At 70.1% G+C, this 20,647-nt stretch carries 20 protein-coding genes and 3 tRNA genes; 11 read left to right on the top strand and 12 right to left on the bottom strand.

Going from position 1 to position 20,647, the window contains the following annotated elements; genetic code table 11:
- Positions 1-269: 269 nt before the first annotated feature.
- Both bldC and ABZ848_RS24440 read right to left on the bottom strand, forming a co-directional pair.
- Complete coding sequence (gene bldC / locus ABZ848_RS24445; RefSeq protein WP_003949541.1) at positions 270-476, bottom strand: developmental transcriptional regulator BldC; 207 nt, start codon at positions 474-476, stop codon at positions 270-272.
- A gap of 498 nt (positions 477-974) precedes the next feature.
- Positions 975-1,817 (bottom strand): hypothetical protein, encoded by an 843-nt coding sequence (locus ABZ848_RS24440; RefSeq protein ID WP_360835104.1) that lies wholly within the window; start codon positions 1,815-1,817, stop codon positions 975-977.
- A 224-nt stretch (positions 1,818-2,041) separates the two neighbouring features.
- On the opposite strand from ABZ848_RS24440, the gene ABZ848_RS24435 reads away from it, so the two are divergent.
- Positions 2,042-3,145: a Glu/Leu/Phe/Val dehydrogenase dimerization domain-containing protein gene (locus ABZ848_RS24435; protein ID WP_360835102.1), complete on the top strand. Its 1,104-nt coding sequence runs from the start codon at positions 2,042-2,044 to the stop codon at positions 3,143-3,145.
- 282 nt (positions 3,146-3,427) lie between these two features.
- Entirely contained in the window at positions 3,428-3,685 is a 258-nt protein-coding gene (locus ABZ848_RS24430; RefSeq protein ID WP_360835100.1) for a DUF3073 domain-containing protein, read from the top strand.
- A 66-nt stretch (positions 3,686-3,751) separates the two neighbouring features.
- Here the strand turns inward: ABZ848_RS24430 and purM are convergent, their stop codons facing one another.
- The 5 genes from purM to ABZ848_RS24405 all read right to left on the bottom strand — a co-directional run bounded on the left by purM (position 3,752) and on the right by ABZ848_RS24405 (position 8,378).
- Positions 3,752-4,819 carry a phosphoribosylformylglycinamidine cyclo-ligase gene (gene purM, locus ABZ848_RS24425; protein ID WP_360835098.1) on the bottom strand — a complete coding sequence of 356 codons (1,068 nt, stop codon included), beginning with the start codon at positions 4,817-4,819 and terminating at the stop codon, positions 3,752-3,754.
- A 32-nt stretch (positions 4,820-4,851) separates the two neighbouring features.
- Positions 4,852-6,381, bottom strand: coding sequence for an amidophosphoribosyltransferase (purF, locus tag ABZ848_RS24420; RefSeq protein ID WP_123966093.1), 1,530 nt, complete (start codon positions 6,379-6,381; stop codon positions 4,852-4,854).
- Between the two features lie 61 nt (positions 6,382-6,442).
- Positions 6,443-6,889, bottom strand: a complete 447-nt coding sequence (locus ABZ848_RS24415) for an META domain-containing protein (protein WP_360835096.1) — start codon at positions 6,887-6,889, stop codon at positions 6,443-6,445.
- 39 nt (positions 6,890-6,928) lie between these two features.
- The gene (locus ABZ848_RS24410; protein ID WP_360835094.1) at positions 6,929-7,726 is read right to left on the bottom strand and encodes a sterol carrier family protein; all 798 of its coding nucleotides are present in this window, start codon (positions 7,724-7,726) and stop codon (positions 6,929-6,931) included.
- A 10-nt stretch (positions 7,727-7,736) separates the two neighbouring features.
- The gene (locus tag ABZ848_RS24405) at positions 7,737-8,378 is read right to left on the bottom strand and encodes a helix-turn-helix domain-containing protein (RefSeq protein WP_360835092.1); all 642 of its coding nucleotides are present in this window, start codon (positions 8,376-8,378) and stop codon (positions 7,737-7,739) included.
- A gap of 95 nt (positions 8,379-8,473) precedes the next feature.
- Here ABZ848_RS24405 and ABZ848_RS24400 point away from each other — a divergent pair, with 95 nt between their 5' ends.
- The gene (locus ABZ848_RS24400) at positions 8,474-9,958 is read left to right on the top strand and encodes an MFS transporter (RefSeq protein WP_360835090.1); all 1,485 of its coding nucleotides are present in this window, start codon (positions 8,474-8,476) and stop codon (positions 9,956-9,958) included.
- 60 nt (positions 9,959-10,018) lie between these two features.
- Here the strand turns inward: ABZ848_RS24400 and purL are convergent, their stop codons facing one another.
- Genes purL through purS form a run of 3 tightly spaced genes read right to left on the bottom strand, consistent with a single transcriptional unit; the run spans position 10,019 to position 13,232 of the window.
- Positions 10,019-12,295 carry a phosphoribosylformylglycinamidine synthase subunit PurL gene (purL, locus tag ABZ848_RS24395; RefSeq protein WP_360835088.1) on the bottom strand — a complete coding sequence of 759 codons (2,277 nt, stop codon included), beginning with the start codon at positions 12,293-12,295 and terminating at the stop codon, positions 10,019-10,021.
- A complete protein-coding gene (gene purQ / locus ABZ848_RS24390; protein WP_360835086.1) occupies positions 12,292-12,972 on the bottom strand; it encodes a phosphoribosylformylglycinamidine synthase subunit PurQ in 681 nt (226 codons plus the stop codon). The genes purL and purQ overlap by 4 nt, the downstream gene beginning before the upstream one ends.
- Positions 12,969-13,232: a phosphoribosylformylglycinamidine synthase subunit PurS gene (gene purS / locus ABZ848_RS24385; protein WP_360835218.1), complete on the bottom strand. Its 264-nt coding sequence runs from the start codon at positions 13,230-13,232 to the stop codon at positions 12,969-12,971. Before purS ends, purQ begins: the two co-directional genes overlap by 4 nt.
- Positions 13,233-13,511: 279 nt before the next feature.
- Between purS and ABZ848_RS24380 the strand changes: the two genes are divergently transcribed.
- The 8 genes from ABZ848_RS24380 to ABZ848_RS24345 all read left to right on the top strand — a co-directional run bounded on the left by ABZ848_RS24380 (position 13,512) and on the right by ABZ848_RS24345 (position 18,015).
- Positions 13,512-13,829, top strand: coding sequence for an Lsr2 family protein (locus tag ABZ848_RS24380; RefSeq protein ID WP_360835084.1), 318 nt, complete (start codon positions 13,512-13,514; stop codon positions 13,827-13,829).
- Between the two features lie 136 nt (positions 13,830-13,965).
- Positions 13,966-14,037, top strand: a tRNA-Gly gene (locus ABZ848_RS24375).
- A gap of 80 nt (positions 14,038-14,117) precedes the next feature.
- A tRNA-Gly gene (locus ABZ848_RS24370) sits at positions 14,118-14,190 on the top strand.
- Positions 14,191-14,316: 126 nt separating this feature from the next.
- Positions 14,317-15,255, top strand: a complete 939-nt coding sequence (locus ABZ848_RS24365) for an ABC transporter ATP-binding protein (protein ID WP_360835082.1) — start codon at positions 14,317-14,319, stop codon at positions 15,253-15,255.
- Positions 15,252-16,043 carry an ABC transporter permease gene (locus ABZ848_RS24360; protein ID WP_360835078.1) on the top strand — a complete coding sequence of 264 codons (792 nt, stop codon included), beginning with the start codon at positions 15,252-15,254 and terminating at the stop codon, positions 16,041-16,043. Before ABZ848_RS24365 ends, ABZ848_RS24360 begins: the two co-directional genes overlap by 4 nt.
- Complete coding sequence (locus ABZ848_RS24355; RefSeq protein ID WP_360835076.1) at positions 16,025-17,305, top strand: histidine kinase; 1,281 nt, start codon at positions 16,025-16,027, stop codon at positions 17,303-17,305. Before ABZ848_RS24360 ends, ABZ848_RS24355 begins: the two co-directional genes overlap by 19 nt.
- On the top strand, positions 17,302-17,916 hold the full coding sequence (locus tag ABZ848_RS24350) for a response regulator transcription factor (RefSeq protein WP_360835074.1): 615 nt from the start codon (positions 17,302-17,304) through the stop codon (positions 17,914-17,916). Before ABZ848_RS24355 ends, ABZ848_RS24350 begins: the two co-directional genes overlap by 4 nt.
- Positions 17,917-17,939: 23 nt before the next feature.
- Positions 17,940-18,015 (top strand) — tRNA-Gly (locus ABZ848_RS24345).
- Between the two features lie 35 nt (positions 18,016-18,050).
- Here the strand turns inward: ABZ848_RS24345 and ABZ848_RS24340 are convergent.
- Entirely contained in the window at positions 18,051-18,950 is a 900-nt protein-coding gene (locus tag ABZ848_RS24340) for a phosphoribosylaminoimidazolesuccinocarboxamide synthase (RefSeq protein ID WP_360835072.1), read from the bottom strand.
- A gap of 107 nt (positions 18,951-19,057) precedes the next feature.
- Positions 19,058-20,581: a N,N-dimethylformamidase beta subunit family domain-containing protein gene (locus tag ABZ848_RS24335; RefSeq protein WP_360835070.1), complete on the bottom strand. Its 1,524-nt coding sequence runs from the start codon at positions 20,579-20,581 to the stop codon at positions 19,058-19,060.
- Positions 20,582-20,647: the final 66 nt, after the last annotated feature.

The following is a 20,647-nucleotide window of genomic DNA, read 5'->3' as shown; positions in this document are numbered from 1 at the left end:
CGTCCACAGGAGATCCGACAGCCCTCCCCAGACTCCGACAAGCCCGCTCACAGCGGCCCCGGCCCGGCACCCCGCGCGCACAAAAAAATCGCGCTGGACCCGGCGGAGTCCAGCGCGATCAACGACGCACCCTGTTCACAACTTGCTTGGGAAGCCCGGAGGGGCTTGGGCGTGGGCTCTGTTGGGGCAGAACCCGCGTCGCTTGGAGCTAGGGTTCGGGCACTTCGGCGCAGTTGGGGGACCTGCCGATTTGCCCTGGTATGGAGTTGTCAGGCCTCGCTGCGCTGCTGCGGGATGCCCGCGAGCAGAGCACGGACCTCCGCCTCGCGGTAGCGGCGGTGCCCGCCGAGCGTACGGATCGACGTGAGCTTGCCGGCCTTCGCCCACCGCGTGACCGTCTTCGGGTCAACGCGGAACATCGTGGCGACCTCAGCCGGGGTCAGCAGCGGCTCGGCATCAGGGGTGCGAGCGGTCATGAGCGGCCTCCTCGGGAGAACCGAACCTTCTCGGTTCTTTCCTCTAAATTCTGCACCTTGACCCGCGTTGCCCGAAATGGCGGACGCGAGTCGAGTCGGTTATAGGACGAACGGCTTGTCCTCGGCACTACAACTACACCATCTGTCCAGCCGCTCGGGCCAAACCGATGGAATTGCCCCTCCAGGTGTTCATCAGCGACGGAAGCCGATGGACCATGCCATAGCGGACAGTCACGCCACTGTGACGATCAGTCACAGAGCGATCAGGAGTCACCAGACCCCCCAAAGCGTGCAATGCGGGCGGAGTCCTCCCCGGACTCCTTGTCCTATTTTGGCATGAGGAGGGGCAAGAGACGCAAGGGCCGGGTACGTGCGTTCCGTCACGCTCGACACATAAGCCCGTATCGGGGCCTACGTCCGATGTTGACGAAACCTCAGGAACCTCGGTGCGAGGACGAAACCCCAAAACGGGCGATTCGTCAAACGCCCGTTCGTTACCTAGTTCGCCGAGCGCCGGTCCCTGACGGACCGCCAGCGCTCCACGAGACGCGCGTACGCCTCCCCGGCGGCCGCCCCGTCGCCCTGCCGCAGCGCCTCGATGCCCTCGGCCACATCGGCCGCCGAGTGGTCGTCCTCCAGCTCGCCGGCCGACAGGGTGTGCACCAGCCCGCCGTAGTCCAGCTCGACCAGTGAGCGCGGGTGGAACTCCTCCAGCCAGCGCCCCACGTCCACCAGCCCGTCGATCAGCGGACCCTCGTCCATGGCGTCCTTGAGCGCCCGCAGCGCCCGCGCCACCCGCCGCCGCGCCTGCACCATCGGCGTCCGGTAGCGCAGCGCCGCGGGGATCTCGCCCGAGCCCTTGTCGAAGCGCCGCTCCTGGTCGGAGACCAGCACGAACCAGTGCAGCGGCACCTGCCAGGTCCCGGTGCGGATCCACGGCCGGGCATCCGGGTTGCGCACCAGCCAGCGCTCGTAGTCGCCGGTCGCCTGGCGCCGTACGAACTCCGGCAGAGCCGCGTCCAGGACCGCCCGCGGCAGCTCCTCGGGCAGCTCCTGCAGCGCCTGCCAGCCGCGCAGCCGGGTCCGCCAGGGGCACACGCACACGACACCGTCCACGTCGAGCACGAACGCGTCGCTGCTCTCGTGCACCGGCACCGGGATCGGCGGGGTGGGCAGCAAGTCGGCCAGCGAACGGCGCAGTTCGTCCTGGTACGTCGGCCGGTCGGGGCGGCGGGCGTAGCGCGCCCAGTGGGTGCGCTCGGGCTCCGGGAAGGCTGCCAGCGGTTCGTAGACGCGGAGGTACGTCGCGTACGGGACGATCACCGAGGACACCTTGGGCACGCCTGCTCCCTCCCCCGCCCACCACCGGGAAAACCTGCGGAACCCGCTCACAAACGTGCGGGAAATCTATGCAAATCGTCGCACGGACGTACTCCGGTGGTAGGTGATCCTGAGCACTGCGCGGATGGCGGGGCCGCGAGGGTCTAAATTCGTGCTCACAGCCCCCGCCACCCACACGGGGAGCTGGTCTCCACCCGCCGCTACTTACTTCAGGAGTCACCACAGTGACCGACGTAACCGGCGCACCTGCTGATGTACTGCACACCCTGTTCCACTCGGACCAGGGCGGACATGAGCAAGTCGTGCTCTGCCAGGACCGCGCCAGCGGCCTCAAGGCCGTGATCGCCATCCACTCCACCGCGCTGGGCCCCGCCCTCGGCGGTACGCGCTTCTACCCGTACGCGACCGAGGCGGAGGCCGTCGCCGACGCGCTCAACCTCGCGCGCGGGATGTCGTACAAGAACGCCATGGCCGGGCTCGACCACGGCGGCGGCAAGGCCGTGATCATCGGCGACCCGGACCGCGACAAGAGCGAGGAGCTGCTGCTCGCCTACGGCCGCATGGTCGCCTCCCTCGGCGGGCGCTACGTCACCGCCTGCGACGTCGGCACGTACGTCGCCGACATGGACGTCGTGGCCCGCGAGTGCCGCTGGACGACCGGGCGTTCCCCCGAGAACGGCGGCGCCGGCGACTCCTCCGTGCTCACCGCGTTCGGCGTCTACCAGGGCATGCGGGCCAGCGCCCAGCACCTGTGGGGCGACCCCTCGCTGCGCGGCCGCAAGGTCGGCATCGCCGGCGTCGGCAAGGTCGGCCACCACCTGGTGGCGCACCTGCGCGAGGAGGGCGCCGAGGTCGTGATCACCGATGTGCGCGAGGAGGCCGTGGGCCGGATCCTCGCCGCGCACCCGGAGGGCGTGACGGCCGTCGCCGACACCGCGACCCTGATCCGCGTCGAGGGCCTGGACATCTACGCCCCCTGCGCGCTCGGCGGCGCCCTGAACGACGACACCGTGCCCGCGCTCACCGCGCGGATCGTCTGCGGGGCCGCCAACAACCAGCTCGAACACCCGGGTGTGGAGAAGGACCTCGCCGACCGCGGGATCCTCTACGCGCCGGACTACGTGGTGAACGCCGGCGGGGTCATCCAGGTCGCCGACGAGCTGCACGGCTTCGACTTCGACCGGTGCAGGGCCAAGGCGGCGAAGATCTTCGACACCACGCTGGCCATATTCGCACGTGCGAAGGCGGACGGGATTCCGCCGGCCGCGGCGGCCGACCGGATCGCGGAACAGCGGATGCACGAGGCGGCCACGAAACAGGCGCTCTGAACGTTTGGCCGGTACCCGTCGGCGGGCACTTAGAGAGAACTCTCACGTTCGTCGGCGGGTCGCCCGCCGAGAAGTGGTTAAAATCGCGGTTGACCAGCGGGGACGGGGCGCCCCGAGGGTCCTGGACCCGGGCCCGTCCTGCGGGCGACGTACCGTATGGGCGCGGGCTCAGGTACCGTGGAAGCCCTACGGACCGGTCTCTCTGCGGAGAGCCCGTTCCAGATCATGAACGCGTGTCAAGACTCTGGGGCCGTCGAGCCCCGTCACCGAGGGGGTCGAGCCATGGGGCGCGGCCGGGCCAAGGCCAAGCAGACGAAGGTCGCCCGCCAGCTGAAGTACAACAGCGGCGGGACTGACCTGTCGCGTCTGGCCAACGAGCTGGGCGCTTCGACTTCGAACCAGCCGCCGAACGGCGAGCCGTTCGAGGACGACGAAGACGAAGACGACCCGTACGCCCAGTACGCGGATCTCTACAACGACGACGATGAGGACGAGGACGACGAGTCCGGCCCTTCGTCGCAACATCGCCGCGGCGCTTGACGCACCAGCTGTGCTTGACCCGGTCCGGGGTGGTTCCCACCACCGGACCGGGTTTTGCGCTGCCTGTCAGGCGTCGTAGTCGCCGACCAGTTCCGCACCCGTGGTGTGCTCGCCGCGGTCGGTGATCTCGCCGGCCACCCACGCCTCGACGCCGCGGTCCGCCAGTGTCGCCAGGGCCACGTCCGTCGACTCCTCGGGGACGATGGCGATCATGCCCACGCCCATGTTGAGGGTCTTCTCCAGCTCCAGTCGCTCGACCTGACCGGTCCGGCCGACGAGGTCGAAGACCGGGGCCGGGGTCCAGGTGGAGCGGTCGACGACCGCGTGCAGGCCGTCCGGGATCACGCGGGCCAGGTTGGCGGCCAGACCGCCACCGGTGATGTGCGAGAAGGCGTGCACATCGGTCGTCCGCGTGAGCGCCAGGCAGTCCAGCGAGTAGATCTTGGTGGGCTCCAGGAGCTCCTCGCCGAGGGTGCGGCCGAGCTCCTCGACGCGCGCGTCGAGGGAGAGGCCGGCCTGGTCGAGGAGGACGTGCCGGACCAGCGAGTACCCGTTCGAGTGAAGACCGGAGGCCGCCATGGCGATCACGGTGTCACCCGTACGGATGCGATCCGCGCCGAGCAGCCGGTCGGCCTCCACGACGCCCGTACCGGCGCCGGCGACGTCGAAGTCGTCCGGGCCGAGCAGCCCGGGGTGTTCGGCCGTCTCGCCGCCCACCAGGGCGCAGCCGGCCAGCACACAGCCCTCGGCGATGCCCTTGACGATCGCGGCGACCCGCTCGGGGTGGACCTTGCCGACGCAGATGTAGTCGGTCATGAACAGCGGCTCGGCGCCGCACACCACGATGTCGTCCATGACCATCGCGACCAGGTCGTGGCCGATGGTGTCGTACACGCCGAGCCGGCGCGCGATGTCGACCTTCGTGCCGACGCCGTCCGTGGCGGAGGCCAGCAGGGGACGGTCGTAACCCTTGAGGGCGGAGGCGTCGAAGAGGCCGGCGAAACCGCCGAGGCCGCCGAGGACCTCGGGGCGCTGGGTCTTCCTGACCCACTCCTTCATGAGTTCTACGGCGCGGTCGCCCGCTTCGATGTCGACGCCCGCGCTCGCATAGCTGGCACCAGTTGTCTCAGACATGGGGTGAGAACTTTCGTGTCGTACTACGGGGCTTACGGGCGACGGATCGCGTCGGCCGCCGCCGTGGCTGCCGGACCGGCGGCCAGTTCGGTCTCCAGGAGCTGCTTGCCGAGCAGCTCGGGGTCCGGGAGCTCCATCGGGTACTCGCCGTCGAAGCAGGCGCGGCAGAGGTTCGGCTTGGCGATGGTGGTCGCCTCGATCATGCCGTCGATGGAGATGTAGGCCAGGGAGTCGGCGCCGAGCGAGGTGCCGATCTCGTCGATGGTCATGCCGTTGGCGATCAGCTCCGCGCGGGTGGCGAAGTCGATGCCGAAGAAGCAGGGCCACTTCACGGGCGGGGAGGAGATCCGGATGTGGACCTCGGCGGCGCCGGCCTCGCGGAGCATCCGGACCAGGGCGCGCTGGGTGTTGCCGCGCACGATCGAGTCGTCGACGACGACCAGGCGCTTGCCCTTGATGACTTCCTTGAGGGGGTTCAGCTTGAGCCGGATGCCCAGCTGGCGGATGGTCTGGGACGGCTGGATGAAGGTCCGGCCGACATAGGCGTTCTTCACCAGGCCGGCGCCGAACGGAATACCGCTGGCCTCCGCGTAGCCGATGGCGGCCGGGGTGCCGGACTCCGGGGTCGCTATCACCAGGTCGGCCTCCACGGGGGCTTCCTTGGCGAGCTTGCGGCCCATCTCCACGCGGGAGAGGTAGACGTTCCGGCCGGCGATGTCGGTGTCGGGGCGCGCGAGATACACGTACTCGAAGACGCAGCCCTTGGGCTTCGCTTCCGCGAATCGGGAGGTACGGAGGCCGTTCTCGTCGATCGCCACGAACTCGCCCGGCTCGATCTCGCGGACGTAAGAGGCGCCGCAGATGTCGAGGGCGGCGGACTCGGAGGCGACGACCCAGCCGCGCTCCAGGCGGCCCAGGACCAGCGGGCGGATGCCCTGCGGGTCGCGGGCGGCGTAGAGGGTGTGCTCGTCCATGAAGACGAGGGAGAAGGCCCCGCGGACCTTGGGGAGGACCGTGTGGGCGGCCTCCTCGATGGTCAGGGGCTTGCCGTCGGCGTCCTCCTGGGCCGCGAGCAGCGCGGTGAGGAGGTCGGTGTCGTTGGTTGCCGCGACGCGCGGGGTGCGGCCGCCCTCCTTCTTCGGGAGGTCGGCGACCATCTCGGCGAGCTGGGCGGTGTTCACCAGGTTGCCGTTGTGGCCGAGCGCGATGGAGCCGTGCGCGGTGGCGCGGAACGTCGGCTGCGCGTTCTCCCACACGGAGGCGCCGGTGGTCGAGTAGCGGGCGTGTCCGACCGCGATGTGACCCTGGAGCGAACCGAGCGAGGTCTCGTCGAAGACCTGGGAGACGAGGCCCATGTCCTTGAAGACGAGGATCTGGGAGCCGTTGCTGACCGCGATACCCGCGGATTCCTGGCCCCGATGCTGGAGGGCGTAGAGCCCGAAGTAAGTGAGCTTGGCGACCTCTTCGCCCGGAGCCCAGACTCCGAAGACGCCGCAGGCGTCCTGGGGGCCTTTCTCACCGGGGAGCAGATCATGATTGAGTCGACCGTCACCACGTGGCACGGCACCGAGTGTAGGCGAGATCGACCACTGGTCCGAATTGGGGTTACTCACCGGTAGTGGATCAGTCGGCGGCGACGGCCCGTACGCTCGTGCCGTTTTCGCTGGTCAGCGTGAGGGTGTCGTGATCGACTCGGTAGCTGACAGTGCCGTCGAAGAGGCCGAGCAGGGCCCGATCGGTGTCCATGAGTGAGGCGTCGCACATCATTCGGGTGGTGAGCGGTCGGCCGAGCGTGATGTGTCCGCCGCGTACCGTCGCCGTGGCGTTGACGTGGTTGCAGCCGAGCTTGCCGCCCACCTTGTGGGTCTTCGCGTCGAAGGCGAGGTGCGGTTTGCCGTGCGCGGTCTTCGTGGTTCCGTCCGCAGTGATGTCCCGGACGCTCCAGTCGACGCTGGTGACGGGCCGCTCGGCGTCGACCGAGCCGCTGCCGCTGTTGGCCTTCTCGCTGCCGCACGCCGCCACGAGCGGAAGGACGGTCAGGACGGCGAGGGTGAATCGCTGTTTGTCCATGCCGGTGGGACGGGAGGGACGCGGGACCGGTTCCCCGGCTCAGCTCATCACCGGTAGCAGCCCGCCCAGATCCGCCCGCTCGCCACTGGCACTGACCTGGGCCTCCTCGACGGCGTCCGCCCAGGCCACCCGCCCGGTCGCGAGCCGGATCCAGGTCAGCGGGTCGGTCTCGACGACGTTCGGCGGGGTGCCCCGGGTGTGCCGGAGCCCCTCGACGCACTGCACCACGGCGTACGGCGGGATCCGCACCTCGGTCGAGCCGCCGGGGGCCTTCGCGGCGAGCGCGTCGGCGAGCAGCCGGGTGCAGGCGGCGAGGGCCTGGCGGTCGTGGGGGATGTCGAGGCCGGGGACGGCGGCGTTCAGGTCGTCGGTGTGGACGACGAGTTCGACGGTACGGGTGACCAGGAAGTCGGCGAGGATGATGGCGCCGGTGCGGAAGTCGAGGACGCGGGGGCCAGGGGTCTCGGCCAGTGCGGTGGCGAGGCGCTCGGCGGTCGCGGCGAGGGAGGCGTCCGGGTCGGTGTTCCGGGCGGCGAGTTCATGGGCCGCCTCGGAGAGCGCGGAGGCGTTGGCTGCGGTGCCGAACGCCCAGTCCAGGAGCGTGATCTCGGGCTTGGGCGGCGCGGGCAGGGCGATGAGCCGGGGCACGACGTCCACACACATCCCGATGTGCGCGACCAGCTCCCGCACGGTCCACTCCCCGAGCCGCGTGGGCGACGCGAACTGCTCGGCCGTAAGCCTCCGCACGCCTTCCCGGACGTGCCCGAACTGCGCGGTCACGGCGGCACGGATCTTCACGGAGTCGTAGGTACGGGCGCGCTTCTTGGCCGGAGACATGGCGGGGAGCCTATGCCTTCACCGCGTAGCCGCTCAGCCCCTTTTCGATCAGCCCGAACGCCTGGCGGGTGCGCTCGGCGGCATCGGCGGCGACCTGGTCGGCGGACTCCCCGGCGGCGATACGGGCGTGGTGCTCCTCGATGAGCGCGTTACGGGCGGCGCTGAGCATGGCGGCGGCGACGGTGGCGAGCATGGCGTCGTCGGTCTCCTCGGCGAGCAGCGCGGCCAGGTCGCGGGTGCCCTTCTGCGCGGACAGGAAGGCGCGCTCCATCAGCGCCGGGGTGCCGAGGACGAGTTGGCGCAGCCGCCGGGCGAGCGGCTCGGGGTGCAGCCCGACCGCGGGGTCACGGGCTTCGACCATCTCCAGGAACTGCCGGCGCACCGCTTCCACGGCGGACTCGCCGGCCCGCCGCTCGCGTACGGCGCGGGCGGCGTCGCCGAAGTGCTCCTCCATGGGCAGGAAGACCAGGTCCTCCTTGGAGCCGAAGTAGTTGAACACGGTCATCTTGGAGACCTCGGCCGCTTCGGCGATCTCCTGGACCGAGACCGCGTCGAACCCACGCTCCAGGAACAGCTCGACCGCCGTCTCCCAGATCCGCTGCGCCGTCTGCAGCTTCTTCCGCTCGCGCAGCCCCATCGCCCGATCAGCCATAACAGCACTGTACCAAGGCGAAACTTGAGCCAGGCCGAACTTTAATCCCGACCGAAAGATTGACTGGGTACACAAACTCCGGGCATGGTGATGCCATGACCGACACCCAGCGCAAGATCGGCTTCCTCGTCTGCCTCGTCACGATCGTCCTGGCCGTCCTGGACCTGCAGATCGTGTCCGCGGCCACCGTCCCGATCGTCCGGGACCTCGATCCGGCCCACGGCATCGACAAGATCCCGTGGCTGGTCAGCGCGTTCGCGCTGGCGTCGGCCGCGCTGCTGCCGCTCTACGGCAAGCTGTGCGACGTACTCGGCCCGAAGCGCGTCTTCACCGCCGCCATCGCCACCTTCCTGCTCGGCTCCGCGCTGTGCGGCGCCGCCCAGTCCATGGACCAGCTCATCGCGGCCCGCGCGGTGCAGGGCCTGGGCGGCGGCGGCCTGATGAGCGTGACGATGGTGGTGATCGCCCACCTCAAGGGCCCGGAGGAGAAGGGCGGCGGCAAGGGCGCGAACATGGGCGGGCTGGTCGCGGGCGGCGCCATGGCGGTCGGCCCGTGGATCGGCGGTCTGCTCGCCGACCACGCGAGCTGGCGCTGGATCTTCTACGTCAACCTGCCGGTCGGCCTCGCCGTCCTCGCCGGCTCCGCGTTCGCCCTGAAACTCCCCGAGCAGCACGTCCGCCGCCCGCTCGACTACTCCGGCGCCCTGCTCGCGGCGGCCTTCTCCTGCGCGCTGCTCCTGGTCACCGACTGGGGCGGCAAGAAGTACGCCTGGTCGTCGCCGGAAGTGCTGGCCCTCTTCACCACGGCCGCCGTCGCCCTCGCCCTGTTCCTGTGGCGCCAGCTCCGCGCCCCCGAACCGGTCCTGCCCCTGGCCCTGTTCCGCATCCGCGAACTGCGCCTCGGCTTCGCCATCCAGGCGATCATGGGCGCCGCGATGATGGGCGCGATCTACTACGTCCTGATCTATCTCCAGCTCGTCCGCGGCATCAGCAGCTCCTCCGCCGGCCTCTACCTGCTCCCCATGGCGGTCGGCATGTCCGCGGCCGGCCTGCTCGCCGGCCCGCTCACCGCCCGCGGCTGGACCCCGCGCACCTTCACCGTCAGTGGTACGGCGACCACCGCGCTGGCCTTCGTGCTGCTCGCCACGACGACCGGCCCCGACACCTCGCTCTGGCTGGTCCGCGCCGAACTCCTGCTGACCGGCGCCGGTTTCGGCCAGCTGCTCGGCCAGCTGATCCTGCTCGTCCAGAACGCGTCCCCGCGCCACCAGCTGGGCGTCGCGACCACGTCCATCCGCTACTTCCAGAACATCGGCAGCGCCCTGGGAACCGCCCTCTTCGGCACCGTCCTGGCCCGCCTGTACGCCTCCCACGGCCCCGGCGGCGACGTCAGCGCCCTGGCCCGCCTCACCGGAGCGGCCCACACCAACGGCGTGCACGCCTTCATCGACGCGACGAGCGTGGTGTTCTGGTGCGGCGCGGCGATCATGGCCGCGGCCTCGCTGCTGGCGCTCCGGCTGCCCAGGTCCGGCCCCGAGCCGCTGACTTCGGAGCCGACGAAGGAACCGGTCGCCGTATGACGCAAACCCGAAGGCCCCGCCCGTTCGAAACGGGCGGGGCCTTCGTCGTCGTACGACCGCCTACTTGAGCAGCGCGGGGATGGTCTCCTCGTGCGCCCGGCGCAGCTCCTCCAGCGACAGCTCGAACTCGCCCTGGAGCTCGACCACCGCATTTGAATCAGACACAGTGCCGTCGACGACACCGATGCGGGTGGCGGGCAGACCGCGCGCACCGCACATGTCGTTGAAGCGGACCTCTTCGGAGCGCGGGACGGCCACGACAGCGCGGCCCGCCGACTCCGAGAACAGCAGCGTGAACGCGTCGAGCCCGTCCGGTACGACCAGACGCGCACCCTTGCCGCCGAGCAGCGCCGACTCCACGACCGCCTGGATCAGACCGCCGTCGGAGAGGTCGTGCGCGGAGTCGATCATGCCGTCGCGGGAGGCCGCGATCAGGGTCTCCGCGAGCAGCCGCTCACGCTCCAGGTCGACCTTCGGGGGCAGCCCGCCGAGGTGGTCGTGCACCACCTGCGACCAGGCCGAACCGCCGAACTCCTCACGCGTGTCGCCGAGGAGGTAGAGCAGCTGCCCCTCCTCCTGGAAGGCGACCGGCGTACGGCGGGCGACGTCGTCGATGACGCCCAGGACCGCGACCACGGGGGTCGGGTGGATGGCGACCTCGCCCGTCTGGTTGTAGAGGGAGACGTTGCCGCCGGTCACCGGGGTGCCCAACTGCTGGCAGGCGTCGGCGAGTCCACGGATGGCCTCCGCGAACTGCCACATCACGGCGGGGTCTTCGGGCGAGCCGAAGTTCAGGCAGTCGGAGACCGCGAGGGGCTTGGCACCGGTGGTGGCGACATTGCGGTACGCCTCCGACAGCGCCAACTGGGCGCCCGCGTACGGGTCCAGCTTGGCGTACCGGCCGTTGCCGTCCGTCGCGATGGCGACGCCGAGGCCGCTCTCCTCGTCGATGCGGATCATGCCCGAGTCCTCGGGCTGCGCCAGCACGGTGTTGCCCTGCACGAAGTGGTCGTACTGCGAGGTGATCCACTTCTTGGAGGCCTGGTTGGGGGAGGCGACGAGCTGGAGCACCTGCTGCTTGAGCTCCTCCGAAGTCCCCGGCCGCGGCAGCTTGTTGGCGTCGTCGGCCTGGAGCTCGTCCTGCCAGGACGGGCGGGCGTACGGGCGCTCGTAGACCGGACCGTCGTGCGCGACCGTCCGCGGGTCGACGTCGACGATCTTGCCGCCGTGCCAGAAGATCTCCAGCCGGTCGCCGTCGGTGACCTCACCGATCACCGTGGCGATGACGTCCCACTTGTCGCAGATCTCCAGGAACCGGTCGACCTTCTCCGGCTCGACGACCGCGCACATGCGTTCCTGCGACTCGCTCATGAGGATCTCCTCGGGCGAGAGCGTCGAGTCGCGCAGGGGTACGTCGTCCAGGGTGACGCGCATGCCGCCGGAGCCGTTGGAGGCGAGCTCGGAGGTGGCACACGACAGACCGGCCGCGCCCAGGTCCTGGATGCCGACGACCAGCTTCTCCTGGAAGGCCTCCAGGGTGCACTCGATGAGGAGCTTCTCCTGGAAGGGGTCGCCGACCTGGACGGCAGGACGCTTGGAGGGCTTGGCGTCGTCGAAGGTCTCGGAGGCGAGGATGGACGCGCCGCCGATGCCGTCGCCGCCGGTCCGGGCCCCGTACAGGATGACCTTGTTGCCCGCGCCGGACGCCTTCGCGAGGTGGATGTCCTCGTGCCGCATCACGCCGATGGCACCGGCGTTGACCAGCGGGTTGCCCTGGTAGCAGGCGTCGAAGACGACTTCGCCGCCGATGTTCGGGAGGCCGAGGCAGTTGCCGTAACCGCCGATGCCGGCGACGACACCGGGCAGGACGCGCTTGGTGTCCGGGTGGTCGGCCGCACCGAACCGCAGCGGGTCCACGACGGCGACCGGCCTGGCACCCATCGCGATGATGTCGCGCACGATGCCGCCGACGCCGGTGGCCGCGCCCTGGTAGGGCTCGACGTACGACGGGTGGTTGTGCGACTCGACCTTGAAGGTCACCGCGTAGCCCTGGCCGACGTCGACGACACCGGCGTTCTCGCCGATGCCCACGAGCAGCGCATCGGACTGCGGGGCCTTCTCGCCGAACTGGCGCAGGTGCACCTTCGACGACTTGTACGAGCAGTGCTCGGACCACATGACCGAGTACATGGCGAGCTCGGCGCCGGTGGGCCGGCGGCCGAGGATCTCCACGACCCGCTCGTACTCGTCCTTCTTCAGACCGAGTTCGGCCCAGGGCAGCTCGACGTCGGGGGTCGCGGCCGCGTGCTCGACCGTGTCCAGAGGCGTCCGGCTCATGCGTTGACCAGCTTCTTGAGGATCGAGGTGAAGAAGGGCAGGCCGTCGGTGCGGCCAGAGCCGATGAGCGGCTCGACGGCGTGCTCCGGGTGCGGCATGAGGCCTACGACGTTCCCGGCCTCGTTGGTGATGCCGGCGATGTCGTTGAGCGAGCCGTTGGGGTTGAAGTCCAGGTAGCGGAACGCGACCCGCCCCTCGGCCTCCAGCTTGTCCAGCGTGTACTGGTCGGCGACGTAACGGCCGTCCATGTTCTTCAGCGGGATGAAGATCTCCTGGCCCTCGCTGTAGTCGCTGGTCCAGGAGGTGGTGGCGTTCTCCACCCGCAGCTTCTGGTCGCGGCAGATGAAGTGCAGGTGGTCGTTGCCGAGCATGCCGCCCGGGAGGAGGTGGGCCTCGGTGAGGATCTGGAAGCCGTTGCAGATGCCCAGGACCGGAAGACCGGCCTTCGCCTGCTCGATGACCGACTCCATCACCGGCGAGAAGCGGGAGATGGCGCCCGCCCGCAGATAGTCGCCGTAGGAGAAACCGCCGGGGAGTACGACCGCGTCGACCTGGTGGAGGTTCTTGTCCTTGTGCCAGAGGGCGACCGGTTCGGCGCCCGCGAGGCGGATCGCGCGCTGGGTGTCCCGGTCGTCGAGACTTCCCGGGAAAGTGACGACGCCAATACGAGCGGTCACTTCGCGGCCTCCGCGACTTCATCCACCCGAACCGTGAAGTCCTCGATCACGGTGTTGGCGAGGAAGGATTCCGCAAGATCATGGATGCGGGCGAGGACGGCCTCGTCGACCGGTCCGTCAACTTCCAGTTCGAATCGCTTTCCCTGACGTACGTCGGAGATGCCTTCGAAACCCAGCCGCGGCAGTGCGCGCTGCACCGCCTGGCCCTGGGGGTCGAGGATCTCCGGCTTGAGCATGACGTCGACTACGACGCGTGCCACGTGCACTCCCGGTGTGTGGTGCTGAGCAGGTTCCTGCAGGTGGTTTCAGACTACCTGCACAAAATTTCTACGCGCGTCGACTTGTAGGAATCTACGTGACGGCTGTCACGAACCGGCGACAGGGCGGCCCTCGGCGAAAAGTTCCTGGAAAGTTCGGAGATCGGTACCCGATACCTATTGCGCTCCGGACACGCGGGAGGATTTAGTCAGGCTTCACATTGCATTGTCGGGCACTGTACAAATGAATTGGCAACGTGCCGTACGAAGGGACCGATATTCGTGGCGCAGAAGGTCGTGGTCACTCTCTTTGACGACATCGACGGCTCGGAAGCGGCGGAAACGATCGCCTTCGGACTCGACGGCAAGTCGTACGAGATCGACCTGAATCAAGCCAATGCCAAGAAACTGCGTAAGGCGCTCGCGCCCTACGTGGAGGCCGGCCGCAAGCGGTCGAAGTCGGGCAAGACGTACCGGCAGACCGAGGTCGCCCCGGACCCGGCCGCCGTGCGCGCCTGGGCCCAGGCCAACAAGATGGACGTACCGGCCCGCGGACGCATCCCCAAGAAGGTCTACGAGGCGTTCGCCGCGGCCCAGTGAGCGGCAGGGCAGCCGCTGCCGACGCCGGGTCACCCGCCCCTCGGGACAACCGACTTGCGTTGCACCCCACCTGGTCAGCTAGAGTCTGGAGCACGCCGAGGGGCGAGGCCGGAAAGGCCCAGTCCACGGAGTACATGCGGGTGTAGTTCAGTAGCAGAACATCCCCCTTCCAGGGGGAAGGCGCAGTGTGCAATTCCTGTCACCCGCTCTGCACCGCCGGTCCTGGGTCCCTTGTGGATCAGGTAGGCTGGTGCTCGCGCCGATCGGTGGGAGCCGGTCGGAGGCAATGCGGACGTAGCTCAGTTGGTAGAGCGCAACCTTGCCAAGGTTGAGGTCGCGAGTTCGAGCCTCGTCGTCCGCTCGGGAGCAAGACCCCGGTCCACTGGACCGGGGTCTTTTTCGTGCGCCGGCCGCTTCTGACATTTGTCATGCCGGGCGATGACACCGCGCACTGCTTCCGGGCCCGTGGCGCCGGGACGCTTGAGCCATGGACATCAACGAACACGGACACGTGATTGAGGTCACTGACCTGCGGCGTGTGTACGGGGGCGGGTTCGAGGCGGTGCGCGGAATCACCTTTTCCGTGGCCCGGGGCGAGATCTTCGCGCTGCTCGGCACCAATGGCGCGGGCAAGACGTCGACCGTCGAGCTGCTGGAGGGGCTCGCGCGGCCGGCCGGGGGGCGGGTGCGGGTGCTCGGGCACGATCCTTACGCCGAGCGGGCCGCCGTACGACCGCGCACGGGCGTGATGCTCCAGGAGGGCGGCTTTCCGTCCGAGCTGACCGTGGCGGAGACCGCGCGGATGTGGGCGGGGTGCGTGAGCCGGTCGCGGCCTCAGGCGGAGGCGCTCGCGCTGGTCGGGCTGGAGCGGCGGGCCGGCGTACGGGTGAAGCAGTTGTCCGGGGGTGAGCGGCGGCGGCTTGACCTCGCGCTCGCGCTGCTCGGGGAGCCCGAGGTGCTGTTCCTGGACGAGCCGACGACAGGGCTCGACGCGGAAGGGCGCCGGGACACCTGGGAGCTGGTGCGAGCGCTGCGCGACGCGGGTACGACCGTGCTGCTCACCACGCACTACCTGGAGGAGGCGGAGCAGCTCGCCGACCGGCTCGCGATCCTCCACGAGGGGCGCATCGCGGCGACCGGAACGCCGGCCGAGGTCACCGCCGGGCAGCCGTCACGGATCTCCTTCCGGCTGCCCCACGGCTACTTCCTGGGGGATCTGCCACCGCTCGGCGAACTGGGGGTGTGCGGGCACGAGGTGGACGGGGAGGTCGTACGCCTGCGAACGCGAGAACTGCAGCGGACGGCGACGGGTGTGCTGGTGTGGGCGGAGGGGGCGCGGGTGGAGTTGCGGGGGCTGGATGTGCGGTCGGCCTCGCTGGAGGAGGCGTTTCTGGGGATCGCGCGGGAGCAGGGGGTGGGGGTGTGAGCGGGAATCGTGTGGTGGCCGGTCTGGTGCCCGGTGGGCGGCGGTTGCGGGCGTTGGGGCGGGCCGAGTTGACGTTGCTCGGGCGGAATCGGACCGCTGTGGTCACGGCGCTGCTGTTGCCGCTCGCGCTGCCGTTCAGTGTGCGGCCCGCCGTCGACAAGATCGACCTGGAGGCGGAGGGGCTGAGCATCGGGACGGTGACGCTGACGGCGGCCATCGGGTTCTCGCTGCTCTTCGCCGTGTACAGCTCCCTGGTGAGCGCCTTCGTCGCCCGCCGCGAGGAACTCGTCCTCAAGCGGCTGCGCACCGGGGAACTCGGCGACCCCGAGATCCTCGCCGGCACCGCGCTGCCCGCCATGGGCCTCGGCCTCGCGCAGGCGGTCGTGCTCGCCGTGGGCTGCACGGTGCTCCTCGACATGGGCGCGCCCCCGGCGCCGTATCTCACCGTCCTCGGTGTGCTGTTCGGCCTGGTGCTGTGCGCACTGCTCGCCGCCGTCACCGCGTCCTTCACCCGGACCGTGGAGAGCGCCCAGGTCACCGCGCTGCCGCTGGTGCTCGTGTCGATGATGGGCTCCGGCATCGGGATCCCGACCCAGGTCCTCCCCGACCGGCTGGCCTCCCTCTGCGAACTCCTCCCGCTCTCCCCCGCGATCCGCCTGATCCAGGGCGGCCTGACCGGCCACCTCAGCGGTTACGAGGCCCTCGGCGCCGCCGGCACCGCGCTGGCCTGGACCGGGCTCGCGGTGTTTGCTGTGCGGGGGTGGTTCCGGTGGGAGCCGCGGCGGTAGGCGACGACGGGGGAGCCGTGTTCGGGCGGATCAGAGGGTGGCAGCGGCGGCACTGGCGGGAGTTGAGCAAGGCTCAGCGGGTCGAGTTGCAGTCCGTGGTGACCTGGTACGTCACCACCTGGTCGTTCTCGCTGTTCTGGCTGGCGCTGCCGCTCGTGGGCGGACTCCACCGGCGGCCCACCGCACTCGTCCTCGGCGGGCTGCTGCTCCTGGTCGGCGCCGCGCAGTGCGTCGAGGCCAACCGGCTCACCCGGCCCGTCCTCGACCACTACCTGGGCCGCGCCGAACTCCCGCCCCGCGCCCTGCGCCCCGCCGCCGTCCTGCTCACCCTCGCCCTCGCACTGGCCCTGACGCTCGCCGCACTCGGCGGCACCGACGCGCTCACCGCGCGGCTCGCCATCGGCGCCTCGCTGCTCCCCTTCGGGCTGCTGTACGGGCTGGTCGCGCCGATGGCGGTGTTCCTGCGCCGGTCCGCCCTGCTCGCCGTGGCGCTGATGGCCGTGTCCGCCGCTGTCGACCCCGATCCCGCCGGGATCGTCATGGTCGGGGTCATGGCCCTGTTCGGCACCCTCTTCTCCCTGCTCGCCGGCCGCTGCGGCGCCTGGACCCTGTCCGTGCTCTGGGACGCGGAACGCTCCCGCGAGGTCCAGGCACGGCTCGCCGTCGCGGAGGAACGGCTGCGGTTCGGGCGCGACCTGCACGACGTGATGGGCCGGAACCTCGCCGTGATCGCCCTGAAGAGCGAGCTCGCCGTCCAGCTGGCCCTGCGCGGGCGGCCCGAGGCGGTGGAGCAGATGATCGAGGTGCAGCGGATCGCGCAGGAGTCACAGCGGGAGGTCCGGGAGGTCGTACGGGGGTATCGGGAGGCCGACCTGGGGGTCGAACTCGCCGGTGCGCAGGGGGTGTTGAGTGCGGCCGGGATTCGGTGCGGGGTTACCGGGGAGGTCGGGGCGGCCGCGGGGCTGGGTGGGGAGGTGCAGTCCGTGCTGGGGTGGGTGGTGCGGGAGGCGACGACGAATGTGCTGCGCCACGGAGATGCAGTGCAATGTGACATATCACTGCATGTGCATCAGAACCGCGTGGTGCTGACGGTGGCGAACGACGGCGTCACGAGCCCCACGGGTGACACCGGCTCCGGCCTCGCCGGCCTGCGCGAACGGCTCTCCGCGGTCGGCGGCACCCTGGAGGCCGGACCGGCCGGCGGGGACGGCTTCCGGGTCACGGCCGAGGTGCCGCTGAGCGTGAGAGAGGTCACCGCATGACGACGCCCGTACGGCTGCTGCTCGCCGACGACGAGCATCTGATCCGGGGTGCGCTCGCCGCGCTGCTCGCGCTGGAGGACGACCTGGTGATCGTCGCCGAGGCGGCATCCGGACCCGAGGCGCTCGCGATGGCGCGGGCCCACTCACCCGACGTAGCCGTGCTGGATCTCCAGATGCCGGGCGCGGACGGTGTGAAGGTCGCCACATCCCTGCGCGCCGAACTGCCCGGCTGCCAGGTACTGATCGTCACCAGCCACGGGCGGCCCGGACATCTGAAGCGGGCGCTCGCGGCGGGCGTGCGCGGGTTCGTGCCCAAGACCGTCAGCGCGCAGCGGCTCGCGGAGATCATCCGCACGGTGCACGCCGGACAGCGTTACGTGGACCCCGAGTTGGCGGCCGACGCGATCGCCTCCGGCGACTCCCCGCTGACCGCGCGGGAGGCCGAGGTGCTGGAACTCGCCGCCGACGGAGCACCCGTCGCGGAGATCGCCGAACGGGCCGCGCTCTCCCAGGGAACCGTACGGAACTACCTGTCCTCGGCCGTCTCGAAGCTCGGGGCGGAGAACCGTCACTCCGCGGTGCGCCTCGCCCGGGAGCGAGGTTGGGTATAGTGGTCATCGCGCTTCGGCGCAGTGCGAACGTAGCTCAGTTGGTAGAGCGCAACCTTGCCAAGGTTGAGGTCGCGAGTTCGAACCTCGTCGTTCGCTCCATGTGAAAGCCCCCGGTTCCCCGGGGGCTTTTCGCGTTACGACCAGCTCGTGCCCGTCAGCCGCTCGTACGCCTCCACGTACTTGGCGCGCGTCCGGTCCACGATCTCCTGCGGCAGCGGCGGCGGGGGCTGCTCGCTCTTCCGGTCCCAGCCGGACTCCGGCGAGGTCAGCCAGTCCCGCACGAACTGCTTGTCGTACGACGGCTGCGCGCGCCCCGGCTCCCACTGGTCGGCCGGCCAGAAGCGGGAGGAGTCCGGGGTCAGGATCTCGTCCGCGAGGACCAGGGTGTCGCCCTCGAAGCCGAACTCGAACTTGGTGTCCGCGAGGATGATCCCGCGGTCCCGGGCGATGTCCCGGCCCCGGGAGTAGACCGCGAGGGTGGCCTGGCGCAGCTGGGCGGCGGTGTCGGCGCCGACCTGGCGGGCGACCTCCTCGTAGGAGACGTTCTCGTCGTGCTCGCCGACCTCGGCCTTGGTGGCCGGGGTGAAGATCGGGGCGGGGAGTTCGCTGCCGTCGACCAGGCCCTCGGGGAGGGCGAGGCCGCAGACCGTGCGGGACTCGTTGTACTCCAGCAGGCCCGAGCCGGTGAGATAGCCGCGGGCGACCGCCTCGACGGGGACCATCTGCAGCGACTTGCAGACAAGGGTGCGGCCGGCCCAGTCGGCGGGGGCGCCTTCGGGCAGGTCGGTGCTGAGCACGTGGTTGGGGATCAGGTCGGCGATCTGGTCGAACCACCACAGGGACAGCTGGGTGAGGACCCGGCCCTTGTCGGTGATCTCGGTCGGCAGCACCCAGTCGAAGGCGGAGATGCGGTCACTGGCGACCATCACGAGGTCGCCGGCCTCGTTCTGGTACAGCTCACGCACCTTGCCGGTGTGGAGATGCACCAGGCCCGGAACCTGAATCGGCTCGGGCTTTTCTACGAATCCGGACACGGTTCCTCCCCGTGGTTCTGTCCAATGGCTCGATTCTCCCGTATGCGAGGGATCGCCCTTGGCTCGGGGTGGGCTTCATAGGGCGGGTGATCTGGGCGTACGTGAGCTCAGTCACGTTTGCAGATGCGGTCCAGGAGGTTGGCGGTGGCGCGCTGGACGCGGGTGTCGACGTGGCCCGGGCGGTCCAGTGAGGGTGACCAGGCGAAGGTCCCGGACGCGAAGACCAGGGCACCGGAGGGGGCCCGGTAGAGAGACGTCTCCTGGTGGCGGAGGACGCCCTCGGAGTCGGTGTACGGGGAGTGGGCGAGCAGGATGCGGTCCTCGTGCTCCGGCAGCGGGGTGCGCGGGAAGTAGCGGTCCGCCTCGCCGGCGACCAGTCCCTCGATCTCGTCGCCCTCGTGCGCTCCGGTCGCCTCCCACAGCCAGTGGTCGGCGTTGCGGACGATCAGCGGGTGGGGCTCGGGGACCCTTCCGGCGTACTGGATGCCGACCAACTGCTGCTCGGGCCGGTCGATTTCGCGCCAGAGGACCGGCCGTCCCGGGCCTTTGCGTTTTCGGCAGGTCAGCAGGCGGTCGGGGACGCCGGACGGGGACGGGCCCAACTCCACCTGCCAGTACATGGTGTTGGCGGAGAGGAAGACCAGCGACGTGCCGTGCTCGCGGGCGATCTCGCAGGTGCGGCGCATGGCGGCCGACCAGTACTCGTCGTGCCCGGGGAAGACGAGGCCGCGGTAGCGGCTGGGGTCCACATGGCCCGCGTGCAGGTCGCGGGCGTCGGCGTAGGCGAGGTCGTAGCCGTAGCGCTCGGCCCAGCGGATGAAGTCGTAGGCGTGGCCGACGTGCATGGGCAGGCCCGCGCCGGCGTACGGGCGGTCGAAGGAGACCGTGGTCGCGGCGTCGGCCTCGCCGAGGAGCCGGCCGTCCTCGTCCCAGGCGTGGTAGAGGCTCGCGCCGGTGCGGCCGTCCTCCGGATAGAGGTTGTACGCCTGCCAGGTCACGTCGGGCAGCAGGAGCAGCAGGTCGGCGGGGTGGTTGTCGCGGACCGTGAAGGGGATGTGGGAGCGGTAGCCGTCGGCGGTGGTGAGGACGGCGACGTATGCCCCGATGCTCCAGTAGCTCGGGATCTGCAGCCGCCAGGACAGCCACCAGTGGTGGCAGGAGACCGTGCGGTCCGCGGTGAGGGGCGGGGGCTGGACGATGCCGGAGAGGCGGGGGCTGGTGGTGATCTTCGATGCGCCGTCGCCGCCGTAGTGGCCGATGCGGTAGATGTCGACGGCGAATTCCTGGGGCGGGTCGACCGTGACGTGGAAGTCGACGGCCTCGCCGGGGGCTACGGCGCCGGTGGAGATGAAGCCCTTGATCTGGCGGCCGACGTCGTCCGCGGAGCGGGGGCCGCCGGCGGCTCGGGGGGCGGGCACGCGGGGGGTGCCGGCTGCGGTGGGGTGGCCGGGCGGTTGCGTATGCGGCTGTGGCTGCGGGGTGCCGTCGACGTACCAGGGGACGACCTGGCCGGTGTCGCCGAAGTACGTCTCCGTGCCGCGGAGCCAGGGGACGGGGCCCTGGCCGAAGGGGTCGGTCACGGCGTGTGCCAGCGTTCCGGATTCCCAGCGGCGGATCTCGTCCGACCCCATGGTCGCTCCCCTCCCTCGTGCCCCCGTGGTCGCGTGTGGTGTGTCTGTCCTGTGCCGTAAGCCCTT

Origin of the sequence: Streptomyces sp. NPDC047081, from assembly GCF_040643775.1 — a bacterium.
Lineage (GTDB): Bacteria > Actinomycetota > Actinomycetes > Streptomycetales > Streptomycetaceae > Streptomyces.
Note: the sequence above shows the minus strand (reverse complement) of the source record. Positions and strands in the feature narration are given on the sequence as shown.